Raw genomic sequence first — 24,658 nt, forward strand, 5'->3', positions numbered from 1 at the left:
AATAGGAGCATGATTTCGGCTTCGCTACCCCTTCCGGAAAAGTTGAGCCGCATCCCCCGTGGTCCTTGCATGCGCACGCGACGCTCTGGCCACTCGTCCGCGGCGTCGCCACGATCCGCCGCCGCCGCGCGTTCATGGATCAGCCATCATCGAACGCCGAAGAGCGCAAACTCGCTCGGCCCTGTGAAGTTCCTGGAGATCAGCAAGCGCTGGGCAGATCCAAAACTGCGGGCGTCATTGCTGCCGATCGATGCCAGCATGCTTGCGTGCGACATCGGAGACGTCGGGTCAGCATCGGCATACGATCTGCGGGCGTCACACGCCGAGACCAGTTGCAACGCAATTGCAGGGAACAATGCCACCGATGTCCGTAGTCCTGCGGATGCCGCAGCCCCGCGCTGTGTTCCGGACCCCGTCTAAGGGATTGAACTACAAAGCAAAGTACGCAAGGGTTGCATAGTACTTATGTCGTCCATTTAACGCTTTCTCCATGAAGCTTTTGCATAAGTATTAATGAACACATGCGTCTGCGTAGCAGCCAAACCTCGCGGTAATCCCCCTCATGACCTCACGTCCGACGTCAACGAAGACGACAACGCGCCACTCCATCGCGGCCAAGCTCTACGCGATCTTCGCGCTGTTTGCGGCGTTCACCGCTGCGATCACCTGGCTGTCGGACTACAACTCGCGCCGCGCAGCCGAACTCACGAGGGCGATCGAAACGGCCAACCTCGCAGCTCTCAACGTGCAGCGCGTAAACGGTCTCGTCTACGCGGTCGTGATGGAGTCACGCGGCGTCTACATGTCGACCGATCCGGCTGTCGTGAAGAAGTACGGCGAGGGTCTTCTGAAGTTCAACGCCGACATCCTGGGCGTGGTGGACAAGTGGCAGTCGATCGTTCAGGTCGACGACGCCCAGCAATTCGCGACGTTCAAGAAGCGCATCGAGCAGTTCGTGGATTTCCGCAAGGAGCTGGTCCGCCGCGCCAACGAGATCAGCCCCGCCGCCGGGCGCGAATGGGGCGACAACGACGCCAACCGCTCGGTCCGCTCCGCCCTGAACAAGGACCTCGACGAGCTCTCCAAGGTCTATCTCGAGCGCGGCCGCAGGATCGGCGAGGACACCGAGTCGAACCGCAGGCTGTCGCTGGTGCTGACCGGCCTCGGCGGCGTGATGCTGCTGCTGGTCGTTGCTGGCGTCGTGATCATTGCCCGCTCGGTCGCCGGCCCGCTGTCACAGATCACCGAGACCATCCGCAAGGTCGCAACCGGCACCGAGAACGTCGAGGTGCCGCATGCCGGACGCGCCGACGAGATCGGCGAGCTCGCCCGCGCCATCGGCATCTTTCAGCAGGCGATGGCGCACAACCGCGATCTCAACGACCAGGTGTCGCAGGATTCCGTCGTCCGCGAGGCCCGTGCCCGCCACATCGAAACCGCCGTCGAGCAGTTTCGCATCGCCATTGGCGGCGTGATGCAGACGGTCACCGCCAACGCTGCGGCGATGCGCTCCACGGCCGAGGCGATCACGCGGCTGACGACCGATGCCACCGAGCGCGCAGTCACGGCGGCCGGCGCCACCTCGCAGGCGTCGAGCAACGTCTCGGCCGTCGCGAGCGCGGCCGAGGAGCTGTCTGCATCGGTCGAGGAGATCGGCCGCCAGATTCAGCAATCGGCCGGCGCCGTGGAGCAGACCGGGCAGCGCACCGAGAAGTCGATCACCGAGATCGAGGGCCTCGCCGCCGCCACCCAGCGCATCGACGGTGTGCTGACCTTGATCCAGACCATCGCCGAGCAGACCAACCTGCTGGCGCTGAACGCCACGATCGAGGCAGCCCGGGCCGGTGACGCCGGACGCGGCTTTGCCGTGGTCGCCCACGAGGTCAAGGCGCTGGCTGGACAGACCGCCAAGGCGACCGAGGAGATCAGCCAGAACGTCAACTTGATCCAGGCCTCGACCAAGACCGCGGTCGATGCCGTCCGCGAGATCGGCGATGCCGTGCGCGGCATCAACGAGATCACCTCGAACATCTCCAACGCCATCCAGCAGCAGGATCAGGCGACGCGCGAAATCTCGGTCAATGCGCAGTCGACGGCCCAGGGCAACCAGACGCTGGTCATGAACATCGGCTCGCTGCGCGACGCCATCGGCGAGACCTCGACGGCTGCCGCCTCCGTTCTCTCGGCCTCCGGCGACCTCAGTTCGATGGCGCAGACGCTGGCCAGCGAAGTCGAGAAGTTCTTCCAGAACCTGCGCTCGGGCCCGACGGCGGAGACGCAGCTGCGCAAGGCGAGCTGAGCGGCAGGCGGACGCTTCGGCGGCGGCCAGGCCCTGCCGCCGATCGCGCCATTCGCAAGCGGGCGAGTGATCCATGGCGCCGGGGGTTCCGTTTCCCTGCTTTCGGAGAGCCCCCGTGCGCAACACAGCCAAGAAACTCCCGTTCGCCTGCGATCCCGTCCCCGTCACCCAGAACGACGTCGAAGACGCCATCCGCACCATCCTGACCTGGATCGGCGAGGATCCGTCGCGCGAGGGCCTCTCCGAGACGCCGGCCCGCGTCGCCCGCGCCTATAAGAGCTATTTCGCCGGCTACGACCAGAACCCCGAAGATTATCTCCGCAAGACCTTCGAGGAGACCGCCGGCTACGACGAGATGGTGCTGCTCCGGAACATCCCGTTCCAGAGCCACTGCGAGCACCACATGGCGCCGATCATCGGCCGCGCCTGGGTCGGCTATGTCCCGCGCAATCGCGTCGTCGGCATTTCCAAGCTCGCCCGGGTGGTCGAGGCCTATGCCGCCCGGCTGCAGATCCAGGAGCGCATGACCGCCGAGATCGCCAACATCATCGACGAGGTGCTGCAGCCGCAGGGCGTCGCCGTCGTGATCAAGGCCGCCCATCACTGCATCAGCTCCCGCGGCGTCAAGAAGCATGGCGTCGACCTGACCACCAGCCGCATGCTCGGCTGCTTCCGCACCGACCCGATGAGCCGCCAGGAGTTCCTTGCCATGGTCAATTCGGACAACGACTGAGGTCGATGGCGGGTGAGCCCGGACGGGTGACTGGCATGGCCGCTTCGGACCAAGATACCGAACCGTCAAAAATCGCCGGGCCGGTGATCCGGCCGGGTTCGGCGCGCGTTCTGCAACATCGGGTATGCGCGTCGGGGACCATGACCACACGAATGAGAGCTGCTGGATTCGCGCGGTCGAACGTGGCATCGTCGCGGCCGAGGATCGTACGTGCACCGGGTGCCGCGATCCGGATCAACGCGAGCAGAGGGCCGAAGGCGACTGTGGACTGGGCTGAATTGATTGGACGCGTCGCAGCTCGTGGCGATCGTGAGGCGTTCAGGGCCCTGTTCGACCACTTCGCTCCGCGCATCAAGGGTTTCCTGATCAAGTCAGGCTGTCAGCCCGACGAGGCCGAGGAGATCGCCCAATCGACGATGGTCGCAGTCTGGACCAAGGCGGCCCAGTTCGATCCGTCGACCGCCGGTGCGGCCGCCTGGATCTTCACGATTGCGCGCAATCAGCGGATCGACGCCGTTCGCAAGTCGTCGCGCGAGGGCCGGCTCAACCAGGAGATCGTCCTCGACGAGGAGGCTGACCCGACGCTCGCGGCGGACCAGATCGTCTCGCGTGTCGAGGATGCCACACGGGTGGCGGCCGCGATCGAAAGATTGTCGGTGGAGCAATCCACCGTGATCCGCTTGTCGTTCATCGAGGAACGACCCCATTCGGAAATTGCGGCGGTTCTCAAACTGCCGCTCGGTACCGTCAAATCACGAATCAGACTGGCGATGAACCGCCTGAGAGAGCTTTTGGACGACGCGACATGACGATCAGCCATCACCCGCCGGAAGACCTGCTGGCCGACTACGCCACTGGTGCGCTCGACGAGGCCGAGCAACTGGTCGTCGGCGTTCATGTCGCGGAATGCGCGCGGTGCCGCCGCTTCGTGCGCGCGATCGAGCGGCTCGCCGGTGCCTCGCTGGATGCAGCCGAGCCGGTCGCCATGGCCGCTGACGCCTTCGACGCCGTTATGGCCCGGATCGACCGCCGCCCGCAGCCTGCCCCGCGCGTGAGCGACGTGGCCAAGGTCGATCCGGAGCTCGCCGACCTGCCCGAGATGATCAAGCGCTGCAAGATCGGCAAGCGGCGGCGCGTCGCGCCGGGCATCAGCATGCGTCCGATCATGCTGTCCGGCACCGGCAAGTCGCGCGCCTTCCTGCTGCGCTCGGAGCCCGGCGCGCGGATGCTGGAGCACTCCCATTCCGGCAATGAGCTCACCTGTGTGCTGAAGGGCAGCTTCAGCCATCTCGGCGGCCAATACGGTCCCGGCGACTTCGACTATGGCGACGACGAGGTCGACCATCGTCCGGTGGTCGGCGACGAGGGCCCCTGCCTTTGCCTGGTCGCCATGACCGGTGACCTGCGCATGCATGGCCTGCTCGGCCGCATCATCAGCCCGTTCGTCCGTCTCTGACGCGCCAACGATCCTCTGCCAGGGGCGTGATCGTCTGGACGATCCGCCACTTGCCGCTTTGCGACCAGGACTGCACGCTGGCGGTGATCCGCCTCGGACTCTGACCCGTTTCCGACCAAGTGAAACGGATGGAGGAGCGAGATGCGGTCAGCAAGCGCGGAAAAGAGGTACGGCGCGCGTCTCGTTGCCTTGCTGGAACGTGCCGGACGCCGCGACGAGCTAGCCTTTGCCGAGCTTCATGCCGCAACCATCTTGAAGATGCGCAAGACCGTGCGTGCCCTGCTGCCCTCCTCCGCCGACCTCGATGACATCCTGCAGGACGGCTACCTGAAGATCTGGCGCAACGCAGCGTCGTTCGATCCTGCGCGCGCCTCACCCATCACCTGGATGTGCACGATCATGCGCAACACCGCGATCGACGCGCTGCGCGCCACCGGCGTGCCGACCTCGGAGCTCGACGAGGCGTTCGCCATCGCCGATCCCGCGGCCGAGCAGGATGATGAATTCGACTACGCGCAAGCGGAACCGATCGCCCGCGAGGCGCTTAAGCGGCTACCGGCCGAGCGCCGGCGGCTGCTGGCGCTGGCCTATCTGGAGGGTGAGAGCCGGACGCGGCTGTCGGAGCGGTTCGGCGTGCCGGTCGGGACCATCAAGACCTGGCTGCACCGCAGCCTGATCGCCGTGCGCAAGGATTGTCTCGGGCACGCCCACAACGTCACCGCCGCCGTGGCGTGACCTGCCGCATGATCTGGATACGATGACCAGCATACGTGCCGTGAGACATCTCGTTGTCGTGCTGGGCGACCAGCTCGACGCCGATTCGGCTGCCTTCGACGGCTTCGATCCGGAGCAGGATGCCGTGCTGCAGATGGAGGTCGACGACGAGGCGACTTACGTGCCGCAGCACAAGATGCGCATCGCCTTCTTCCTTGCGTCCATGCGCCACTTCCACGCCGACCTCGCCGGCCGCGGCCGCCGCGGCCATTATGTCCGGCTCGACGATCCCGCCAACACCGGAAGCCTCGAGAGCGAGATCGCGCGTCATCAGGCGGCGCTGCAGCCGCAGGCAACGATCGTGCTGGAGCCCGGCGACTGGCGCGTGCGCCAGAAGCTTCAGCAGCTGCCGCAGCGGATCGAATTCCGCGCCGACCGCCACTTCCTCTGCACCGCCGACGAGTTCGACGCCTTCACCGAGCGCCATCCGCGGCCGATCATGGAGACGTTCTACCGCGCGATGCGCCGCAAGACCGGGCTCTTGATCGACGAAAGCGGCCGGCCGATCGGCGGCAGCTGGAATTTCGACGCCGAGAACCGCAAGGGGTTCGGCAAGTCGCGCCCGCCGATCCCCGTCCCCCGATCCTACGCGCCCGACGCGATCACGCGCGACGTGCTCAAGCTGGTGGCGGCGCGGTTTGCCAACAGCCCCGGCAAGCTCGACCGTTTCGACCTGCCGGTGTCGCGGGTCGATGCGCTGACCGAGCTGTCGGACTTCGTCGCCTGGCGGCTGTCGCTGTTCGGCACCTATCAGGATGCGATGCTGACCGACGAGCCGTTCCTGTATCACTCGCGGCTGTCGGGCGCGCTCAACCTGCACATGCTCAATCCGCGCGAAGTCGTCGACGCCGCGCTCGAGAGCCGCAACGCGCCACTGAACGCGCTGGAGGGCTTCGTGCGCCAGATCATCGGCTGGCGCGAATTCGTCCGCGGCATCTATTGGCAGCGCATGCCGCACTACGCCGAGGAGAACGCGCTCGAAGCCAATCTGCCGATGCCGCGCTTCTACTGGACCGGCGAGACCGAGATGCGCTGCCTGTCGCAGGCGATCGGCCACACCATCGACCACGCCTATGCGCATCACATCGAGCGGCTGATGGTGCTGGGCCTGTTCGCGATGCTGCTCGGCGTGAAGCCCTACGACGTGCATCTGTGGCATATGTCGATGTTCCACGACGCCGTCGACTGGGTGTCGCTGCCCAACACGCTCGGCATGAGCCAGCATGGTGATGGCGGCGTGGTCGGCACCAAGCCCTATGCGGCCTCGGGCCACTACATCGACCGCATGAGCGACCATTGCCGCAACTGCCGCTACGACCCGAAGCAGGCGACCGGTGACAAGGCCTGCCCGTTCACGACGCTGTATTGGAGCTTCCTCGCCAAGCATCGCCGCCGCTTCGCCAACAACGGCCGGATGCGCAACCAGTACGTCAACCTGGAGCGGCGCAGCGCGGCGGAGATCCGCGCCATCCGCAGCCACGCCGAGACGATCACCGCAGCGATGGTCTGATCGCTCGGCTTCCTGAACGGCGCTCACGGCTTGCTGGCAAGCGGCCGATCGGTCATATCTTGGGCAGTTCCTTCCTGCCCGCCGATCCCCAGTCCGGAATGCCCCGCCCATGACCGCTGCCATCGTTGCCGTGTTTGCGCTCGCCTATGCCGCGGTAGCGCTGGAAAATCCGTTCCGGATCAACAAGGCTGCCACCGCGCTGGTCGGCGCCGGGCTGATGTGGACGATCTATGCTGTCATGGGCGGCATACCCGCTGCCGTGGCCGGCGAGCTCAACGAATCCGTGGCGTCGACGGCGCAGATCATCTTCTTCCTGATCGGCGCCATGACCATCGTCGAGGTGATCGACGCCCATAACGGTTTCGAGGTCGTGACCTCGCTGATCGGCACCCGCAGCCAGGTGACGCTGGTCTGGCTGGTCGGCTTCGTCACCTTCTTCCTCAGCGCCATGCTGGACAACCTCACGACCGCGATCGTGATGGTGTCGCTGATGAAGAAGCTGTCCGGCCGCGACGAGGACCGGCTGGTGTTCGCCGCGATCATCGTCATCGCGGCCAATGCCGGCGGCGCCTGGTCGGCGATCGGCGACGTCACCACCACGATGCTGTGGATCGGCGGCCAGATCACGCCGCTTTCGATCATGAAGTCGGTGTTCATCCCCTCGCTGTTGAATTTGCTGGTGCCGCTCGCCGTCGTCAGCTTCACCCTGCGCGGCAAGCAGCTCGTGCCGCCGGCGAGCGCGGGACTCGCATCCATCAGCCCGATCCTGCCGTTCGAGCGCAACCTGATGTTCTTCATGGGGCTTGGCATTCTGGTCGCGGTGCCGCTGTTCAAGGCCGCAACAGGCTTACCGCCGTTCATGGGCATCCTGTTCGGCCTCGGCCTGCTCTGGATGGTCGGCGAGATCATCCATCGCGAGAAGGCCTCCGAGCAGAAGCAGCGCCTCACTCTGGTGCATGCGCTGACCCGCATCGACATGCCCTCCATCGTGTTCTTCATCGGCATCCTGCTGGCCGTGGCAGCCCTCGAACACACCCATATCCTGCAGGCGCTGGCCCAATGGCTCGACCGCACGGTCGGCCGGCTCGATCTCATCGTCATCGTGCTCGGCCTCGCCAGCGCCGTGATCGACAATGTGCCGCTGGTCGCAGCATCCATGGGCATGTACAGCCTCAGCCAATATCCGCCAGACAGCTTCCTTTGGGAGTTCGTCGCCTATTGCGCCGGCACCGGCGGCTCGATCCTGATCATCGGCTCGGCCGCGGGCGTCGCTGCGATGGGGCTCGAGAACATCCACTTCTTCTGGTACGTGCGCCGCATCAGCGGCATCGCCCTGCTCGGCTATTTCGCCGGCGCGGCGGCCTACATCATCCAGTACAATCTGCTGCACTGAACAGGGTCATCACATGCGATGGTCGTGGCGCAGTCTTGCACTTGTGGCGGCGACCATTCTGGCAGGTGCCGGCGGAAGCCGCGCCGAGGACGCCACGACCCGGAGCGGCTACGCGCTAGGCCCGGCAGACTGCGGCGATGCTCAGTTCGCCTTTCCGCGGCTGCAGATCGACATGAAGGCCGGTTACTGCGCCGGGTTGGTCGCGAGCCGCGACGATGGGCTGAAATTTCCCCGCAGCATCGTGCAGATTCCGGGCAAGCCGCTGTTCGTCGTCGCCGACATGGGCGGTTGGGGCCACGAGGACGGCCGCCTGCTGATCCTCGACCCAGCAGCGCCCGCGGGCCAGCGCATCCGTGAAGCCGTGACCCGGCTTTCCTATCCGTTCGGACTTGCGGTCGGTCCCGACGGCAGGATCTACGCCTCGACTGATACGTCGATCTTCCGCTTCGATCCGCTGGCCGCCAATCCACGCGCGACGATCGAGACCATCATTCGCGACCTGCCCGGACGCAAGCTCACCCTGCCCGATGGCACGCGTATCACCGAGAGCGCGCATCCGCTGAAGGCCTTCGCGTTCGACCGCACCGGGCGATTGTTCGTCAACATCGGCTCGCACAGCGACAACTGCCTGTCGCCGGGGCCGATCACAAAACCCTGTGCCGTCGCCGAGGGCCCCTCGCCGCTCGGGGCGATCTGGCTGTTCACGCCGCCCGCGAGCGGTGTCTTTCCGGCGCTGAAGACCAGCGACGCCAATCCGCCGCACGAGGTGTTCGCGCGCGGCCTGCGCAACTCGATGGCGCTGGCGCTGCATCCGCAGTTTCCCGATCCCGGCAGCGCCTTTCTGCAAGGCGAGAATGCGCGCGACCTGCAGGACGTCTTCGCCCCCAACGAAGAGCTCAATGCGGTCGCGCAAGGCGGCCACTATGGCTGGCCGTATTGCTACGATCTCACGACACCCAGTCCCGAGTTCAAGCGCGTGCTGCAGTCGGGCGCCTACAAGAACTTCTGCAACACGTCCGCGCAATACAGGCAACCCTGGTCGCTGCTGCCGCCGCATGGCGCGCCGCTCGGCATGCTCTACTACACCGGCGATCGCTTCCCGGATCTGAAGGGCCGGCTGCTGGTCGGACTGCACGGCTATCGGCCGACCGGCAGCCGACTGCTCGCCTACGAGGTCGACGAGCATGGCTTTCCGAAATTGAACTCCGCGCCGGTCCGCTATCACGTCAGCTGCGCTGCCGAACCTACGCGCGCCTTTCAGACCGCGACCGGTCAGGTTCCAGCCGCCGCCTTCGACGAGCTCATTTCGGGATGGCATCGTGTCAACGGCATCCGGCCGCAAGGCGCTCCGGTCGGCATGACCATCGCCGACGATGGCGCGATCTGGCTGGTCGAGGACAAGAACCAGACGATCATCCGCATCGACCGCACCGACACTGCCGCCTCCGACCCCCTGCCCTGCGACACCAGGAGCAACGCGCTCATCGAGCGCCTGGCGGCTTTCGTCGAGAGCGACGGCGCGAGCCGCACGCGGCTGACCACCGTGCGCAAGAACCTGATCGAGAAGCACTGCATGGGCTGCCATTCCGATTTCGGTCTCAAGGCAGGACAGTCGGAATTCGACAAGGACCGCGCCGTGCTGCGCTTCGTGCTGGCGCAGGATGGCTGGGTCACTCCGGGCGATCCCGACTCCGGCCGACTGCGGCAGCGTTTGCGCGGCCTTGGCGCCGAACGGCCGATGCCCCCAGGCGGCAATCTCATCAAGACGGAACCAGGCTACGCCAAGCTGCTTGACTTGGCCGACGCCCTCGTCGCGCGCATGGTCCCGGGAACCCGCATGCGCGTCAAACCGGGCGGCCCGCCACATCGCAAGTTCTTCGCCGCCGACGGCCGCGAATGCGGCGACATTCCGTTCGGCAAGGTCGTCGTGGTGACCGAAAGGTCTGCCGTCAATAAGCCCGGCTTCAGCCGTTTCTTCCGGCCAGCCGACACCTATCTCAACGGCGCCTGCACGGACGACAATGGCTATTACATCCAACAGCAGTTCCTGGTGCCGCTCTGACCACGCGGTCGTGACCCGTAGGGTAGGCAAAGCAATCGCCGAAGGCGATGCGTGCCCACCGGCCACAAGCGCCGGTGCCCGTGATGGTGGGCACGGCGCGCACGCGACCGCATTTCGACGCAGGCAGCATTGCCTTGCGCCTTTGCCCACCCTACGCATCTCGCGCCTTGCGGCAGTTGCGCTCCTGCTGGCGAGCTCGCCTGCCCTCGCCGCACCAAAGCTGTTCGAAAGCACGCAGCTCACACCCCCAGGCGAATACACCTTCGGCATCGAGGGTCCCGCGGTCGATCGCAACGGCAATCTCTATGTCGTTAATTTCGGCAAGCCCGGCACCATCGGCCGGCTGGCACCTGAAGCGGCGGCGTCGGAGAAATTCACCGAGCTGCCCGAGGGCAGCATCGGCAATGCGATCCGGATCGACGCCGGCGGCACCATGTACGTTGCCGACTACAAGAAGCACAACGTCTTCGCCATTGCGCCCGGCACGACCGCGCCGAACGTCGTCTTCCATGCCGACGACATGAGCCAGCCCAACGACATTACGCTGGCGCGCGACGGCGCGATTTACGCGAGCGATCCCAACTGGAAGGCGCGCAGCGGCCGCATCTGGCGCATCGCGAAGAGCACGGACGGCACGATGCAGGGCGCGGCGATGACCGCGCCGCGCGCCATGGGCACCGCCAATGGCATCGACCTCAGCCCCGATGGGCGCACGCTCTATGTCGGCGAGTCCAACAGCGGCGAGGTCTGGTCCTACACGATCGAGGGCGACGCGCTGACACGGCCGAAGCAGATCGCGAAATTCGAGCCGAACACGATCGACGGCCTGCGCACCGATGCCAGCGGCCGGCTGTTCGTCGCGCGCATCCTGAAAGGCAGCATCGCCGTGCTCGCCTCCGACGGCCGCGTCATCCGGGAGATCGCGCTCAAGGCGAAGGAGCCGACCAACCTCGCCTTCGGCGGCAGCGACGGCAAGACCGTGTACGTGACGCAGCGCCAGGGCGGATTCGTCGAGTCGTTCCGCACCGATGTCGAAGGACGCGAGCACTGCCTGCAGCGACGAGCATGCTAAATCTTGCAAGCCAACGAGAGACTCCCCTCGATCAGAGCCGCCCGCCAGCGCGAGCGCGTGATATCAGCCACCGAAATCCGCGTTTGTGAAACGGCAGCACGGCTTTCAGATAGGCGACGCCAAAGGCGTTGTGGGCATCACATACCGTGGAGATGACCATGCGGGCTTGCCGCTTGGGATCGTCGCGCAAGAGGGACACCCGAAAGTCGAGATGCGCGTTGTTGCGCCCGACAATGAGCTCATCCGGGGTGTGGGCGAAGATCGTCCACCCGACCAGGCTTTCGCCTTCCGCGTAGTCGGACTTCCGTGCAACCGAGAGAAGATCGCGGCGGCTGGTCACCTCCAACCCGAACGGGGCCACGAGCGCGTTGCGGACGATGAGGATCGCCTTCAACCATCCGGGCCGGTGACCGAAAATGGCGAAGAAGGCGTCGACGGGACACACATCAGGACGACTGAGATCGATAGCAATCGACTCGCGATAATCACATCGCAGCAGCAACGCCTGATCGATCAGCGATACGATCGGAAACGACGTTTCCTGGATCGCGGTCGAGGATCGTCCATATCGCATCGGTCTCGTTCCCCGACGTTTGCCGGCAGAGTCATACAGGCAATCCCGTCATGCTGATACAAGCATGCCGAACCGCCGCCCATGGCGATTTGACGCGCCGCCACGTCGCGAGGCGCGAACCTCCGACATGACGGCTCGGCTATTTCAGCAGATCCGTCATGCTCAAACTGCCCGTCGTGCCAGTTTGTCGCACACCTCTTCACTTGCCCCGTCGGGCAAATCAGATCGATCTATCAGCACATCCCGGGCTCGTGAGAGGGGCGGATCGCGATCGTCACGAACGTGGAGCCTGGGGAGCGGTGGGCGTGTGGTGCTGCAGCGTGTTCAGTCGCGCCGACGAACAGCATCATGCGCACGGTGAAGTCGTGATGTCCTGACACCCCGACGCTGGTGTCAACCTGGCGCATACGATCGCGCTGGGGATGGTGGCCAGAAAGCCCGGCGCACCAGGGAGACCACGTATAAGTCGTAAAGCCATCGCGCAGGGAATGCCGGTTGACCGGCTTTGCCTGTGGTTCCTGCCGCCTGCATTTTTTCGCAGGCGGGCCATGGGTGAGGCCCTCACCCGGCATTCCCTGCGCCCTCTTTCACCGGAGGGTCGAGCGATCGATCATGACTCGGGCACATGGTGTCGCGAGACCGCCACGTCATACTCGGCGTCATGCCCGCGCAGGCGGGCATCCAGTACGCCGCGGCCTTTCCGTTCATAACCACTGCAGGTGGATACTGGATCGTCCGCCTTCGCGGACGATGACAGTGAGAGAAAAATCAGATGCTGAGGTTATGCAGACATCCAGCAACAAACACAGCTGTCGTCCCGGACAAGCTGCGCCAACGCGACAGCGTTGGTGCGGCGCCGATCCGGGACCCATACGCTGCGGCGGGAATTATGTGCGAGCTGTGGCGACCAGCGTGCCGCCTAACAACCAATCGGGGTTATGGGTCCCGGCGTTCGCCGGGACGACACTATTTGTTAGGCGACAGCTCGCATCACAACATCGCGTGTGCGCCCGGCCGCAAGTTGCGCAGAAGGCGCGCAAAGTGCCTTTACCGCCCGTACACCACCGGCGCGCGGCGGACGATGATCGGCGGCGGCAGATCGCGCTGCCAGACGCGGCCGTCGTCGAACTGGATGCGCATGCCGTCGGGCGAATAGACCGCGCTTTCGTCACGGGCATCGATCCAGAGCCGGCTGTTGGGCGCATTCCAGTCCGGCCAGGCCTGGAGGGACTCGCCGGTCTCGGTGGTCAGATTCACCGAATCGCCGTTCTGGGTCACGAATGCGGGCGCGCCGATCATGCCGTCGCGGCACATCTGGATGCAGCGGTAGGTGCCGGTGAGGTTCGCACTCGGCTGGGCCGACGCAGCGCCGGCGACGCAGGCACCGACGAGACCAATCACGATTGCAACACGCTTCATGTCGATCACTCCATTGCTCGATTGGGACAGCAAGCCCCCAGCCGGGCCCCTCGGGCGGATCAAGTGAGATGCGGGAAAATTGTTCCGGCAGTTCCGGTCACGGGAACCGCGCTACTCGACCATCACGACGTCGACGGCGACCCCGAGCTTCTGCTTGCGCGAACCGACGATGATGCCGTCGACCGGCGAGACGTCGGAGAAATCACGGCCGATGCCGAGAATGATGTGATCATTGCCGACCAAGAGATCATTGGTCGGATCGAAGCCGATCCAGCCGAGCGCCTCGCCGCACCACAGCGACACCCAGGCGTGCGTCGCGTCGGCGCCCTGCAGCCGCGGCTGTCCCTCGGGCGGAATGGTGCGCAGATAGCCGCTGACATAGGCCGCCGGCAGACCGAGACCGCGCAGGCCCGCGATCATCACATGGGCAAAGTCCTGGCAGACGCCGTGACGATTGTCGAACACCTCGCGCAGCGGCGTCGAGATCACCGTCGCCTTCGGGTCGTAGCGAAACTCCTTACGGATGCGCTGCATCAGGTCGGCCGCGCCCGCCAGGACGCCCGTGTCGGGTGGGAAGCTGGCGGCTGCGTAGTCGGTCAGCGGCTGCAGCACCGGCACCAGCGCGCTGGCAAAGACATAGCCGATCGGCGACGACGGGCCGAGGCTGGTCGCCTCGAACGCCGCATCGCGCACGCTCTCCCAGGCGGCGCTCGCGGCGGTGCGCTCCGGCGGCTTGCGCGACAGCTTCACGCGCGAGCGCGAGTCGATGCGCAGATGCCGATGCTGCGTGTCGATGACGACGCTCTCGGTCAGGGTGCCGAAGAAGTCGCGCCGCGCGGTGCGCTCCGACGGGCGCGGCCGGATGTCGACGCTGTGGGAGATCAGCTCCTGGCCGTCGCCGCTCAGCGGCTCCAGCCGCAGCGAGCAGCGCGCGAAGCTGACCGCGCTCTCATACTCGTAGGTCGTGACATGGCGGATGTCGTAGATCACGCGAGGCCCGTCAGCTTTTCCGGCCGCGTCGCGTTCGGACCATGCGGGAAGTAATGCTGGCCGATCGCCTCCGACAGATTGAGCAGATCCTGCTCCAGCGCAAACAGCGTACGGCCGTCGAGATGCGCCGCCTCCGCTGCGGTCAGCCGCGCCCCGAGCGACACCGACAGCCGCTGCGGCCGCTCGATCAATCCGTTCTCCTTCAGCACCGGCAGACCGGCGATGTGCTCGTTCAGCGTTTCGATCTGGAACGCGATCGAGCGCGGATTATACAGGTCGAGCACCACGAGATCGCGGATCGGCGCCAGCGACGGCCCGATCAGATAGCGCGAGCGATAGGTGATCTGGCAGTCGACCAGCGTGAGCAGGACGTCGAGATCCTCGGGCGTCGCCTCGTCATAGCCGAACTGGCGGGCGAAGCGCGCGGTGTTGATGGCGCGCTCGGCACGGCGTCCCATGTCGAGGAAGCGCCAGCCGGCGGCGCGATTCATGTTCTCCTGGGCGAGGCCCGCGAAGGTCGCGAGCTTCTCGAGCGTCAGCTCGGCGATGCTGAGAATGGCATCCTCGTCCTCGGCCTCCTGCGCGAGCCGGCCCGGCATCTCGGTGATGACCTGCCAGGCGTCCGGCGACAGCCGCTCGCGCAGCGAGGTTGCGGTGCGCTGGGCCGATCGCAGCAACGACACGGCGGAGCCGAACTGCTCCTCGGACTGCAAGGCCTCGGCCGCGACCTGCGGCCCCTTGGTCCGCGAGGTCTGTTCGATCGCGCCCCACGCCAGCAGCAGCCGCTGGATGCGCTCGGCGGTGTTGAGCTGCGCCGGCGAGCCCTTGCCGGGATCACGATGCTGAGCCGCGAGCGCGCGGATCAGCCGAACGGTCGCCTCGGCGCGCTCCAGGTAGCGGCCGAGCCAGAACAGATTGTCGGCCGCGCGGCTCGGCAGCACGCCGGCGATGCGGCGGATGCGGACGTTGTCGGAGCCCGGCAGCAGGCTGCGGGCCGCCACCGCCTTGTCGGCGACGACCCAGACATCCGCCGCCCGCACGCCGTCGCCCATCGACACCGCACGCGCGTCGGGCTCGTCGGCGATGCGACAGAAGCCGCCGGGCATCACGGTCCAGCCGTCCGGCGTGGCCGCCGCGAACACCCGCAGCACGAACGGTCGCGGCTTGATCCGTCCGTCCTGCCACACCGGCGTGGTCGACAGCCGCACCACCTCCTGCCCGACATAGTCGATGCCGCGCTGGGCGACCGCATTGCGCAGCCGCTCGCGCTCGGCGGCCGAAAGCTCGCTCGTCAGCACCGGACCGGTCTCGGCAAAGCCCGGCACGGCGCGACCATAGGCGCCTTCGATGGCGAACTCGTCGAACCGCGACAGCACCTCGTCGCGCGCCGATTTCTGTCCGCACCACCAGGTCGCGATATGCGGGATCTTGAGATCCTCGCCGAGCACGCGGCGGCACAGGCTCGGCAGGAAGCCGAGCAGCGCGCGCGCTTCGAGCACGCCGGAGCCTGGCATGTTGGCGAGCACGACGCCGCCCTTGCGAACGACGTCCATCAGCCCGGCGACGCCGAGCCGCGAGGCGGCATCGAGCTCGAGCGGATCGAGCGAGTTGGAATCGAGCCGGCGCAGGAGCACGTCGAGGCGCTTGAGGCCGGCGACGGTGCGGATGTGCACGCGGTCGCCGCTGACCGCGAGGTCGTCGCCCTCGACCAGCAGGAAGCCGAGATAGCGCGCCAAGGTCGCGTGCTCGAAATAGGTCTCGCTGAAGGTGCCCGGAGTGAGCACGCCGATGCGCGGCTCGTCGCGATCGGCGCTGGCGCGCAGCGCGTCGCGAAACGATTCGAAGAACGGCGCGAGACGCTCGACATTCATCGACTTGTAGATCGACGAGAACGCGCGCGACAGCACCAGCCGGTTTTCCAGCGCGTAGCCCATGCCCGAGGGTGCCTGCGTTCGATCGCTGAGCACCCACCAGCGGCCGTCGGGACCGCGGCCGATGTCGGCGGCGTAGAGGCTGAGAAAGCGTCCGCCCGGCGGTTTGACGCCGCAGACCGGGCGCAGATATTCGCTGGATCCGGCCACCGCGGCCGCCGGCAGCGCGCCGCTCGCGATCAGACGCCCATCGCCGTAAATGTCCTGAAGGACGTGTTCGAGCAACTCGGCGCGTTGAGCGATGCCTTGCGACAGCTGCGCCCACTCGGCCTCGTCGATCAGCAGCGGCAGGTGGCTGAGCGGCCAGGAACGCTCGGCATTGTCGCCGGGCGAGCGATAGGTGACGCCGGCCTCGCGCAGATGACGATCGGCCGAGGCGAAACGACGGTCGATGTCGGTCGGCGCCAGCGCGGCAAAGGTGTCGGCAAACCGGGTCCAGACCGGGCGCGGCTCGCCATCCGCGGCGATGAACTCGTCGGGGATTCCCGGCAGCCGGGCATAGTCACGCGCCCATTGCGCGACACGGCGCAACGCTGGGCGGGCCGTCACGGGCTGACCGGCGGGTCTTGCTCCCTGGTCCTTGCCGCTCGGGCCGTCCATTCCCTCATCCTCCGCACCAACGCGTCCCCATCAATGCAGGAGCGGCCTGCGCAAGTCGAGCGTCATCGGGAATTCATTTGTGCGTTCCTCCGGCGGCAGCGCGATTCGTCCGGGAGTGTGGCCGTGATCCTGGAAGCGGGCCAGCCGGCGCGCCTCCGCCTCGTAGGAGTTGATCGGCTTGGTGTCGTAGTTGCGTCCGCCGGGATGCGCCACGTGATAGACGCAGCCGCCGAGCGAGCGGCCGTTCCAGGTGTCGATCAGGTCGAACGTCAGCGGCGAATGCACGGGAATGGTCGGGTGCAGGCCGGACGCAGGCTGCCAGGCCTTGAAGCGCACCGCCGCCACCGCCTCTGCCGAGCGCCCCGTCAAGGTCATCGGCATTCTCCTACCATTGCAGGTGATGAGATGACGGCCCTCGACGAAGCCTTCAGCCTTCACTTGCAGCCGCTCGACCGAGCTGTCGACATAGCGCACGGTGCCGCCCGCCGCACCCTCCTCGCCCAGCACGTGCCAGGGCTCCAGCGCTTGGCGCAGCTCCAGCGTCACGCCGCCATGCTGCACCCGGCCGAAGGTCGGAAAACGGAACTCGAGCTGGGCCTGGTACCATTCCGGCGAGAAGTCGTAGCCGGACGAGCGGAGCTCATCCAGCACATCAAGAAAGTCTTCCCAGATGAAGTGCGGCAGCATGAAGCGGTCATGCAGCGCCGTGCCCCAGCGTACGAACTTGCCGTCCTGCGGCTCGCGCCACAGCTTGGCGATCAGCGCGCGGATCAGCAGCTGCTGCGCCAGCGACATGCGCGGATCGGGCGGCATTTCGAGCGCGCGGAATTCGACCAGGCCGAGACGACCGGTCGGCCCCTCCGGCGAATACAGCTTGTCGATGCAGATCTCCGAGCGATGGGTGTTGCCGGTGATGTCGACCAGGAGATGCCTGAAGAGACGATCGACCAGCCACAGCGGCACGCTTTGTCCTGGGAACGGCACGTTGGCGAGCGCGATTTCGAGCTCATACAGGCTGTCGTGCCGGGCCTCGTCGATGCGCGGCGCCTGGCTGGTCGGCCCGATGAACATGCCGGAGAACAAATAAGACAGCGCCGGATGCCGCTGCCAGTACAGCACCAGGCTCTTCAGGAGATCCGGGCGGCGCAGGAAGGGCGAGTCCGGTGGCGACGAGCCGCCGACGACGACGTGATTGCCGCCGCCGGTGCCGGTGTGGCGGCCGTCGATCAGGAAGCGATTGGCGCCGAGCCGCACCTTCGCGGCATCCTCATAAAGGCCGAAGGTGATGTCGACAGCCTGCCGCCAGCTCTGGGCAGGCTGGATGTTGACTTCGATCACGCCCGGATCCGGCGTCACCTTGATGACCTCGATGCGCGGATCGAACGGCGGCGCATAACCTTCGACATGCACCTTGAGCTGCATCGCCTCGGCGGTCGCTTCAACCGTTGCGACCAACTCCAGGTAATCCTCGATGTTTTCCACCGGCGGCATGAACACGCAGAGAATGCCGTCGCGGATCTCGACCGACAGCGCGGTGCGCACGCCGAACCCACCCCAGTACTGATACTGCACGTCCTGCTGCGGCTGCGGCGCGCGCTCGAGCGCCTTCAACGGCGGCACCTGCGGCACGATGACCGGACGCCCCTGGGTGTAGAGCGGCAGCGGCCCGCGCGCCTCCATCGGATCCTGCTCGTGAATATACGGGAAATCTTCCGGCGGAATGTAGGCCAGCGAATTGATCGGCAGCCGCAGGCCGAGCGGCGAATCGCCGGGAATCAGGAACAATCGCTTGCGCCGGAGACCCCAGCGCTCGCTGCGCCAGCGGCTTGGCCTTGCGTTCCAACGCTGGATCGGCAGCACGAAGCCGCGCGGGATATGCAGTCCTTCGTCGAATACCCGCGCCATCCGCGCGCGCTCTTCCGGGTCGTCCAGCTTGGAATCGAGCGCGTCGACGTTTTCCGGGAGTGCCGCTTCCTTCTGCAGCCAATGCGCGGGATCTTCGAACGCCGGTAGCACGTAGTCCGGCTCGAGCCCGAGCGTTTCCGCCGTTGTGTCGAGAAAACGCTGTGCGTCCACGATCGTGGCGACACGGGGGCCATCGACGCTCGCGATCAGATCCGGATTGCGCCAGATCGGCTCGCCGTCCTTGCGCCAGTACAGTCCGAACGCCCAGCGCGGCAGGCTCTCGCCCGGATACCATTTGCCCTGACCATAATGCAGCAGACCGCCGGGCGCGAAGCGCGACCGCAGACGTCTGATCAGTTCGTCCGCCAGTCCGCGCTTGGCCGGGCCGACGGCGGCGGTGTTCCACTCCGCCGATTCCATGTCGTCGATCGACACGAAGGTCGGCTCACCGCCCATCGTCAGGCGAACGTCATTGGCCGCGAGATCGGCATCGACGGCCTCGCCGAGCCGGTCGAGCTTGTCCCAGGACTCATCAGAAAAAGGTCGCGTGATCCGCGGCGCTTCGCGGATGCGCCTCACATTCATCTCGAAGGCGAACTCGACCTCGGCAAATCCGGCACTGCCGCTGATCGGCGCGGCCGAGTGATAATGTGGCGTCGCTGCGACCGGGATATGCCCCTCGCCCGCGAGCATGCCCGAGGTGACGTCGAAGCCGATCCATCCAGCACCGGGCAGATAGACCTCGGCCCAGGCATGCAGATCAGTGAAGTCACTCTCGACCTCGACCGGACCTTCCACCGGATCGATATCAGGACGCAGTTGAATCAAGTAGCCGGAGACGAAACGGGCGGCGAGGCCGAGATGCCGCAGCGTCTGGATCAACAGCCACGCCGAGTCGCGACAGGAGCCTGCGGCCGACGACAGTGTTTCCTCAGGCGTCTGAACACCCGGCTCCATCCGAATGATATAACGAATCTTTTTCTGCAACTGTGCATTGAGATCAACGAGATAGTTGACCGTGTTGTCGGCCTCGCGGGGAATCGACTTCAAGTATTCCGCGAACAATGGTCCGGGCGCGATCGTTTCCAGATAGGGCGCGAGTTCCACCTTGAGAACGTCGGGATAGGCGAACGGAAAACTGTCGGCATACGGCTCGATAAAGAAGTCGAACGGGTTGATCACGGTCATCTGGGCGGTGAAATCGACCTCGATTTTGAGTTCGTTCACCGTCTCAGGGAAAACATAGCGCGCCAGCCAGTTTCCCTGCGGGTCCTGCTGCCAATTCACGAAATGATTAGGCGGCGTGACCTTGAGCGAATAGCTCAGCACGGGCGTCCTGGTATGTGGTGCAGGACGCAGGCGGATGGTCTGCGGGCCCAGGGCGACCGGACGATCATACTTGTAATGAGTGACGTGATGTAATGCGACGTAGATTGACACGTGGGTTCAGCGCTCCAGCAACTTTTTTGAGCAGAACATTGCCATGCTCAGGGATCAAGCACTAACAAAGGGCAGAGCTGCCTATTGAACAATCCTAAGCCCGCAACGCGGCATTCCGTCCAGGTTTACGTCTATCAGGCCTCGATCATGTGTCACGGACTGCACGCAGTGGTCGTCTTTCCGGCGGGCGCCCGCCCCAATCCGGGCTCGCAGGAAGAACGAGAGCAGAACAAACAAGCCGTGGCGCCCTACTTCGGATAGTTGTCCACAGGCCATGCCGCAGATGCTCACGGAAGATTGACCAAGTTGGCAAAGCAGTGATTAACCCCTGCTAATGAACTAACACGAACTAATAGCGTTGCATTTGCCGCAATCGCTTGATAGCTCGACTACACGTGCTATTTAGAGCCCGCATTGCCCAAAGGAGAATCAAGTGGCGAAGACAGCTAAGAAGGCAGCTACCAAGAAGTTGGCGCGGAAACCCTACACCCCGGCCGACATCAAGCTGCTGAAGCAGCACTCGAAGTCCAAGACCCCGGTTGCCAAGATCGCCAAGGCGATGAAGCGGACCGAAGGCTCGCTCCGCCAGAAGGCTCTGGCGCTCGGCATCGGCCTGGGCCACCAGCGGTAAATTGCTCTGCGCCGCTGTCGCGCGCGCGTCAGCACGGCCGGCCACGGCGGCGCTCATCACCTGACATCTGATCTCAGTTGCGATCCAGTCTCAGCTACATCACGGTCTCAGCTGCGATCAGATGCCGGCGTAGAAACAGCCGGCAACACTATTCAACAGCCGAACAGCCGAGTTGGGCGAGCTACATCGTCGCCCCGATCACCCACGGCGCGAACTCCGCCCCGCCGAAATCGAAGCTCTCGCTCTTGGTCGGCTGCCCCGAGGCGGTCTTCAGAATCAGTTCGAAGATCCGCTGACCGCACTCCTGCACCGTCTCCTCGCCATCGAGGATGGTGCCGCAGTTGACGTCCATGTCGTCTTCCATCCGCTTGTACATGGGCGTGTTGGTCGCGAGCTTGATGGAAGGCGCCGGCTTGCAGCCGAATACGCTGCCACGGCCCGTGGTGAAGCAGACGAGATTAGCGCCGCCGGCCACCTGCCCGGTCGCCGCGACCGGGTCGTAGCCAGGCGTGTCCATGAACACGAAGCCCTTCCTGGTGACCGCTTCGGCATAATGCAGCACATCGACCAGATTGGTGCTGCCGGCCTTGGCCATCGCGCCCAGCGACTTCTCGAGAATGGTGGTGAGGCCGCCGGCCTTGTTGCCCGGGCTGGGATTGGCATTCATCTCCGCGCCCTCGCGCGCGGTATACTCCTCCCACCAGCGCATCAGGGAGACCAGCTTTTCGCCGACCTCGCGACTGACCGCCCGCCGCGTCAGCAGATGCTCGGCGCCATAGGTCTCAGGCGTTTCGGACAGAATGACCGTGCCACCATGCCGCACCAGGAGATCGCTGGCGGCACCGAGCGCCGGATTGGCCGAAATGCCGGAATAACCGTCGGAACCGCCGCATTGCAGAGCCACAGTCAGTTCGCTGGCCGGCACCGTCTCGCGCTTCACCTTGTTGGCGTCGGCGAGCGCCTCCTTGACGAACGCAATTCCGGCTTCGACCGTCTTGCGGCTGCCGCCGGCCTCCTGGATGTCCAACGCACGCAACCGGCCGGCGAGCTTCTGCTCCTCCATCAGCCCGCCGATCTGATTGACCTCGCAGCCGAGTCCGAGGACGATCACCGCAGAGAAGTTCGCGTGCCGCGCGTAGCCGCCGAGAGTTCGCCGCAGCAGCTTGAGCGGCTCGTCCATCGTCATGCCGCAGCCGGTCTTGTGCGTGAGCGCGACGACGCCGTCGACATTGGCATAGTCGGCGAGCGGGTTGTCGCCGGTAAACGGATTCTTCTTGAAGACGTCGGCAACCACGCTCGCGACATGAGCGCTGCAGTTCACCGAGGTCAGAATACCGATGTAGTTGCGGGTCGCAACGCGACCGTCGGGGCGGCGAATGCCCTCGAAAGTTGCGGGGAGATCAAAATTGGGGGTCGGCTTGACGTCGGCGCCATAGGCGTAGTCCTTGGTGAAATCGCCCATCTCGCAGTTCTGCGTATGAACATGCTGGCCCGGCGCGATCGGCACGGTGGCGAAGCCGATGATCTGACCGTAGCGACGGATCGGCTCGCCCTGCGCGATCGGGCGCACTGCGACCTTATGCCCCGCGGGAATACGGTCGACCGTGGTGACGCCATCGGCGACCGCGAGCCCGGGCGGCAGGCTCGCCCGCGCGATCAGCACGCTGTCCTCGGGATGAAGCCGGATGACGGGAGCGGGAGCCATGGCAGTCTCTTTCGTTGGGATCAATCGGTCGAAATTGGGCGAACAGCGAATGGGAGTAGCCAATAGAGCAGAACCCTATTCGCTACTCCCTATTCGCCATTCGCGACTTTCTCTTACGCCTTGCCGCCGGAATCCTTCCGGGTCTGGGCAACCTGCTGACGGAGGTAGACCTGCATCAGGCCGACCTCGTTCGACAGCGTCACCAGCTTGAAGCCCATGTTGATGGCACGAGCCGCGCCCTCGGCGCCACTGCAATGGATGCCCGGATTGAGGCCGCGCTTGCCGCATTCCTTCACGATCTTCTCGTAGATCTTGAGGATCTCCGGCTCGTCACGGTCGAGCTTCGGCACCAGACCATAGGAGAAGCCGAGATCGGACGGGCCGATATAGACGCCGTCGATGCCCTCGACGTCGAGGATGGCTTCCATGTTCTCGACCGCCGTCCTGGTCTCCATCATCGGCAGCAGCACGATCTCGTCATTGGCCGTCTTCTGGTACTCGCCCGCGCTGCCATACATGCCAGAGCGGATCGGGCCGTTCGAGCGGACGCCCTTCGGCGGATATTTGGAGTAGGAAACGAGGTTGCGCGCTTCCTGCGGCGTGTTGACCATCGGGCAGATGACGCCATAGGCGCCGCCATCGAGCACCTTGCCGATGATCCCCGGCTCGTTCCACGGCACGCGCACCATCGGGGTCACCGGATGGCCGTGCATCGCCTGGAAACATTGCACCATGGACAGATAGTCCTGCACACCGTGCTGCATGTCGACGGTGACGCTGTCGAAGCCGCACTGTGCGACGACCTCCGCGGAGAAGCCCGAGGGGATCGCGAGCCAGGCATTGACCACCGTCTTGCCTTCGGCCCAGAGCTGCTTGACCTTGTTGTTCGCCACGACTTCGTTTCCTTCCCTGGTTGTTCAGATCGATCTGACTTGTTGGAGTTCGTTGTGACCGATGGCGTGACGCCATGCAATCCTTCTCGACTGATGTCCGGAAGGCTCCACGCCGCCGGCCATCACACTGTGATCACGATGTCGCCCGCTGGATGCTCGCTTCGCTCACGCCGACTTCACGTGCCGTGTTCACGATGGCTGCCCAGGTGTCGTCGGGCAAGGGAACGCCGTTGGCGGTGCGCTCGGCCCGCATCTTGCGTTCGGGGTCGCCGGGCACCAGCACCTGCTCGACGCCGGCCCCTGGTTTCGTCGCCCGGATGAAATCGGTGTAGCGGGTGATCTCGCCATCGAACACATCGGCAGGGTCGACAACCTTGGGGTCGATGTAGATCGCCAGCATGCCGTTGGCGAAGCGGCGATTGGCTGATGTCGCGCCGGTGCCGGTCAAAGCACCGCCGAGCAGCTCGCAAATGAAGGCGAGACCTGAGCCCTTGTGCTCGCCGAACGCGCGGATCGCTCCCGTTCCCTTGGTATGATCACGCGGTCCTTCTGTCTCGTAAGGCCCATAAAGCACCGCGGGATCCTCGCTGAGCGTGCCGTCGGCGTCGACAAGAGCGCCCTTGGGCAGCTTCTTGCCGCCTCGGCTCGCTACCAGCACCTTGCCTTCGGCGACGATCGAGGTCGCGAAATCGAGCACGATCGGATCCTGCCCCTGGCGCGGAATACCGACACAATAAGGCGCCGTGGAGAACCGCTTTTCCACACCACCAAACGGCGCCACCAGCAATGAGCCTGCGGCGTTGACGAAATGAACCGAAACGAGCCCCTCGGCGGCGGCCATCTCGGCCCAGTCGCCCACGCGCCCGAGATGACCGGAATTGCGCAGTGCCAGCGCGGCCAGACCGCTGGCCTTGCACCGCTCGATGCCGATCTTCACAGCCTGCGGCGTGACGGTCTGTCCATACCCGAACTTGCCATCAACCACCACGAGCGACGGCGTATCGACGACGATCTCCGCCGTCTGGTTGGGTACGACCGAGCCCATCTTCTGCCAGCGGATGTAGACCGGCACCCGGATCACACCGTGGCTGTCGTGCCCGGTCAGGTTAGCGGTCGTCAGGTAGGTGGCAATCCGGCGCGCCTCTTCCGGAGACGACTGGGCATGCTCGAAGACGTCGGCAACGAAATCGATGAGGCGCGCAACCTTGATAGTGACCATGACAACTCGCGGGTTCGATCAGCATGCGAAAACAGAGTTAGCATGGATTGCC

18 protein-coding genes are annotated in these 24,658 nt (G+C 65.2%); 10 read left to right on the forward strand and 8 right to left on the reverse strand.

Annotated features, from left to right (window positions below):
- Positions 1-562 precede the first annotated feature (562 nt).
- The 9 genes from ACQR1I_RS23055 (at position 563) to ACQR1I_RS23095 (ending at position 11,299) form a co-directional block, all read left to right on the forward strand.
- Positions 563-2,299 (forward strand): methyl-accepting chemotaxis protein, encoded by a 1,737-nt coding sequence (locus ACQR1I_RS23055; protein ID WP_434868320.1) that lies wholly within the window; start codon positions 563-565, stop codon positions 2,297-2,299.
- 115 nt (positions 2,300-2,414) lie between these two features.
- Positions 2,415-3,032, forward strand: coding sequence for a GTP cyclohydrolase I FolE (gene folE, locus ACQR1I_RS23060; protein WP_434868319.1), 618 nt, complete (start codon positions 2,415-2,417; stop codon positions 3,030-3,032).
- A gap of 263 nt (positions 3,033-3,295) precedes the next feature.
- Complete coding sequence (locus ACQR1I_RS23065; protein WP_434868454.1) at positions 3,296-3,841, forward strand: sigma-70 family RNA polymerase sigma factor; 546 nt, start codon at positions 3,296-3,298, stop codon at positions 3,839-3,841.
- Positions 3,838-4,488, forward strand: a complete 651-nt coding sequence (locus ACQR1I_RS23070) for a ChrR family anti-sigma-E factor (protein ID WP_434868318.1) — start codon at positions 3,838-3,840, stop codon at positions 4,486-4,488. Before ACQR1I_RS23065 ends, ACQR1I_RS23070 begins: the two co-directional genes overlap by 4 nt.
- A gap of 141 nt (positions 4,489-4,629) precedes the next feature.
- On the forward strand, positions 4,630-5,223 hold the full coding sequence (locus ACQR1I_RS23075; RefSeq protein WP_434868317.1) for an RNA polymerase sigma factor: 594 nt from the start codon (positions 4,630-4,632) through the stop codon (positions 5,221-5,223).
- Between the two features lie 22 nt (positions 5,224-5,245).
- Entirely contained in the window at positions 5,246-6,772 is a 1,527-nt protein-coding gene (locus tag ACQR1I_RS23080) for a cryptochrome/photolyase family protein (protein ID WP_434868316.1), read from the forward strand.
- A gap of 109 nt (positions 6,773-6,881) precedes the next feature.
- Positions 6,882-8,165, forward strand: coding sequence for a sodium:proton antiporter NhaD (gene nhaD / locus ACQR1I_RS23085; protein ID WP_434868315.1), 1,284 nt, complete (start codon positions 6,882-6,884; stop codon positions 8,163-8,165).
- Positions 8,166-8,178: 13 nt separating this feature from the next.
- On the forward strand, positions 8,179-10,227 hold the full coding sequence (locus ACQR1I_RS23090) for a PQQ-dependent sugar dehydrogenase (RefSeq protein ID WP_434868314.1): 2,049 nt from the start codon (positions 8,179-8,181) through the stop codon (positions 10,225-10,227).
- A gap of 142 nt (positions 10,228-10,369) precedes the next feature.
- On the forward strand, positions 10,370-11,299 hold the full coding sequence (locus ACQR1I_RS23095; protein ID WP_434868313.1) for an SMP-30/gluconolactonase/LRE family protein: 930 nt from the start codon (positions 10,370-10,372) through the stop codon (positions 11,297-11,299).
- A gap of 31 nt (positions 11,300-11,330) precedes the next feature.
- Here the strand turns inward: ACQR1I_RS23095 and ACQR1I_RS23100 are convergent, their stop codons facing one another.
- From ACQR1I_RS23100 to ACQR1I_RS23120, 5 genes are all read right to left on the reverse strand, one after another.
- Entirely contained in the window at positions 11,331-11,873 is a 543-nt protein-coding gene (locus ACQR1I_RS23100) for a DUF2867 domain-containing protein (RefSeq protein WP_434868312.1), read from the reverse strand.
- A 1,047-nt stretch (positions 11,874-12,920) separates the two neighbouring features.
- Complete coding sequence (locus ACQR1I_RS23105) at positions 12,921-13,301, reverse strand: hypothetical protein (protein ID WP_434868311.1); 381 nt, start codon at positions 13,299-13,301, stop codon at positions 12,921-12,923.
- A gap of 102 nt (positions 13,302-13,403) precedes the next feature.
- On the reverse strand, positions 13,404-14,282 hold the full coding sequence (locus ACQR1I_RS23110; protein ID WP_434868310.1) for a transglutaminase family protein: 879 nt from the start codon (positions 14,280-14,282) through the stop codon (positions 13,404-13,406).
- Complete coding sequence (locus ACQR1I_RS23115; RefSeq protein ID WP_434868309.1) at positions 14,279-16,813, reverse strand: circularly permuted type 2 ATP-grasp protein; 2,535 nt, start codon at positions 16,811-16,813, stop codon at positions 14,279-14,281. Before ACQR1I_RS23115 ends, ACQR1I_RS23110 begins: the two co-directional genes overlap by 4 nt.
- 30 nt (positions 16,814-16,843) lie before the next feature.
- Entirely contained in the window at positions 16,844-20,158 is a 3,315-nt protein-coding gene (locus tag ACQR1I_RS23120) for a DUF2126 domain-containing protein (protein WP_434868308.1), read from the reverse strand.
- A gap of 433 nt (positions 20,159-20,591) precedes the next feature.
- Here ACQR1I_RS23120 and ACQR1I_RS23125 point away from each other — a divergent pair, with 433 nt between their 5' ends.
- Positions 20,592-20,789, forward strand: coding sequence for a hypothetical protein (locus tag ACQR1I_RS23125; protein ID WP_008964013.1), 198 nt, complete (start codon positions 20,592-20,594; stop codon positions 20,787-20,789).
- A 181-nt stretch (positions 20,790-20,970) separates the two neighbouring features.
- On the opposite strand, the gene ACQR1I_RS23130 is transcribed toward ACQR1I_RS23125, so the two are convergent.
- The 3 genes from ACQR1I_RS23130 to ACQR1I_RS23140 all read right to left on the reverse strand — a co-directional run bounded on the left by ACQR1I_RS23130 (position 20,971) and on the right by ACQR1I_RS23140 (position 24,606).
- The gene (locus ACQR1I_RS23130; protein ID WP_434868307.1) at positions 20,971-22,494 is read right to left on the reverse strand and encodes a UxaA family hydrolase; all 1,524 of its coding nucleotides are present in this window, start codon (positions 22,492-22,494) and stop codon (positions 20,971-20,973) included.
- A 113-nt stretch (positions 22,495-22,607) separates the two neighbouring features.
- Entirely contained in the window at positions 22,608-23,387 is a 780-nt protein-coding gene (locus tag ACQR1I_RS23135; protein ID WP_434868306.1) for an HpcH/HpaI aldolase family protein, read from the reverse strand.
- Between the two features lie 133 nt (positions 23,388-23,520).
- On the reverse strand, positions 23,521-24,606 hold the full coding sequence (locus ACQR1I_RS23140) for a malate/lactate/ureidoglycolate dehydrogenase (protein ID WP_434868305.1): 1,086 nt from the start codon (positions 24,604-24,606) through the stop codon (positions 23,521-23,523).
- Between the last annotated feature and the right edge of the window lie 52 nt (positions 24,607-24,658).

The organism is Bradyrhizobium sp. HKCCYLS2038, assembly GCF_051167655.1.
Classification (GTDB): Bacteria; Pseudomonadota; Alphaproteobacteria; order Rhizobiales; family Xanthobacteraceae; genus Bradyrhizobium.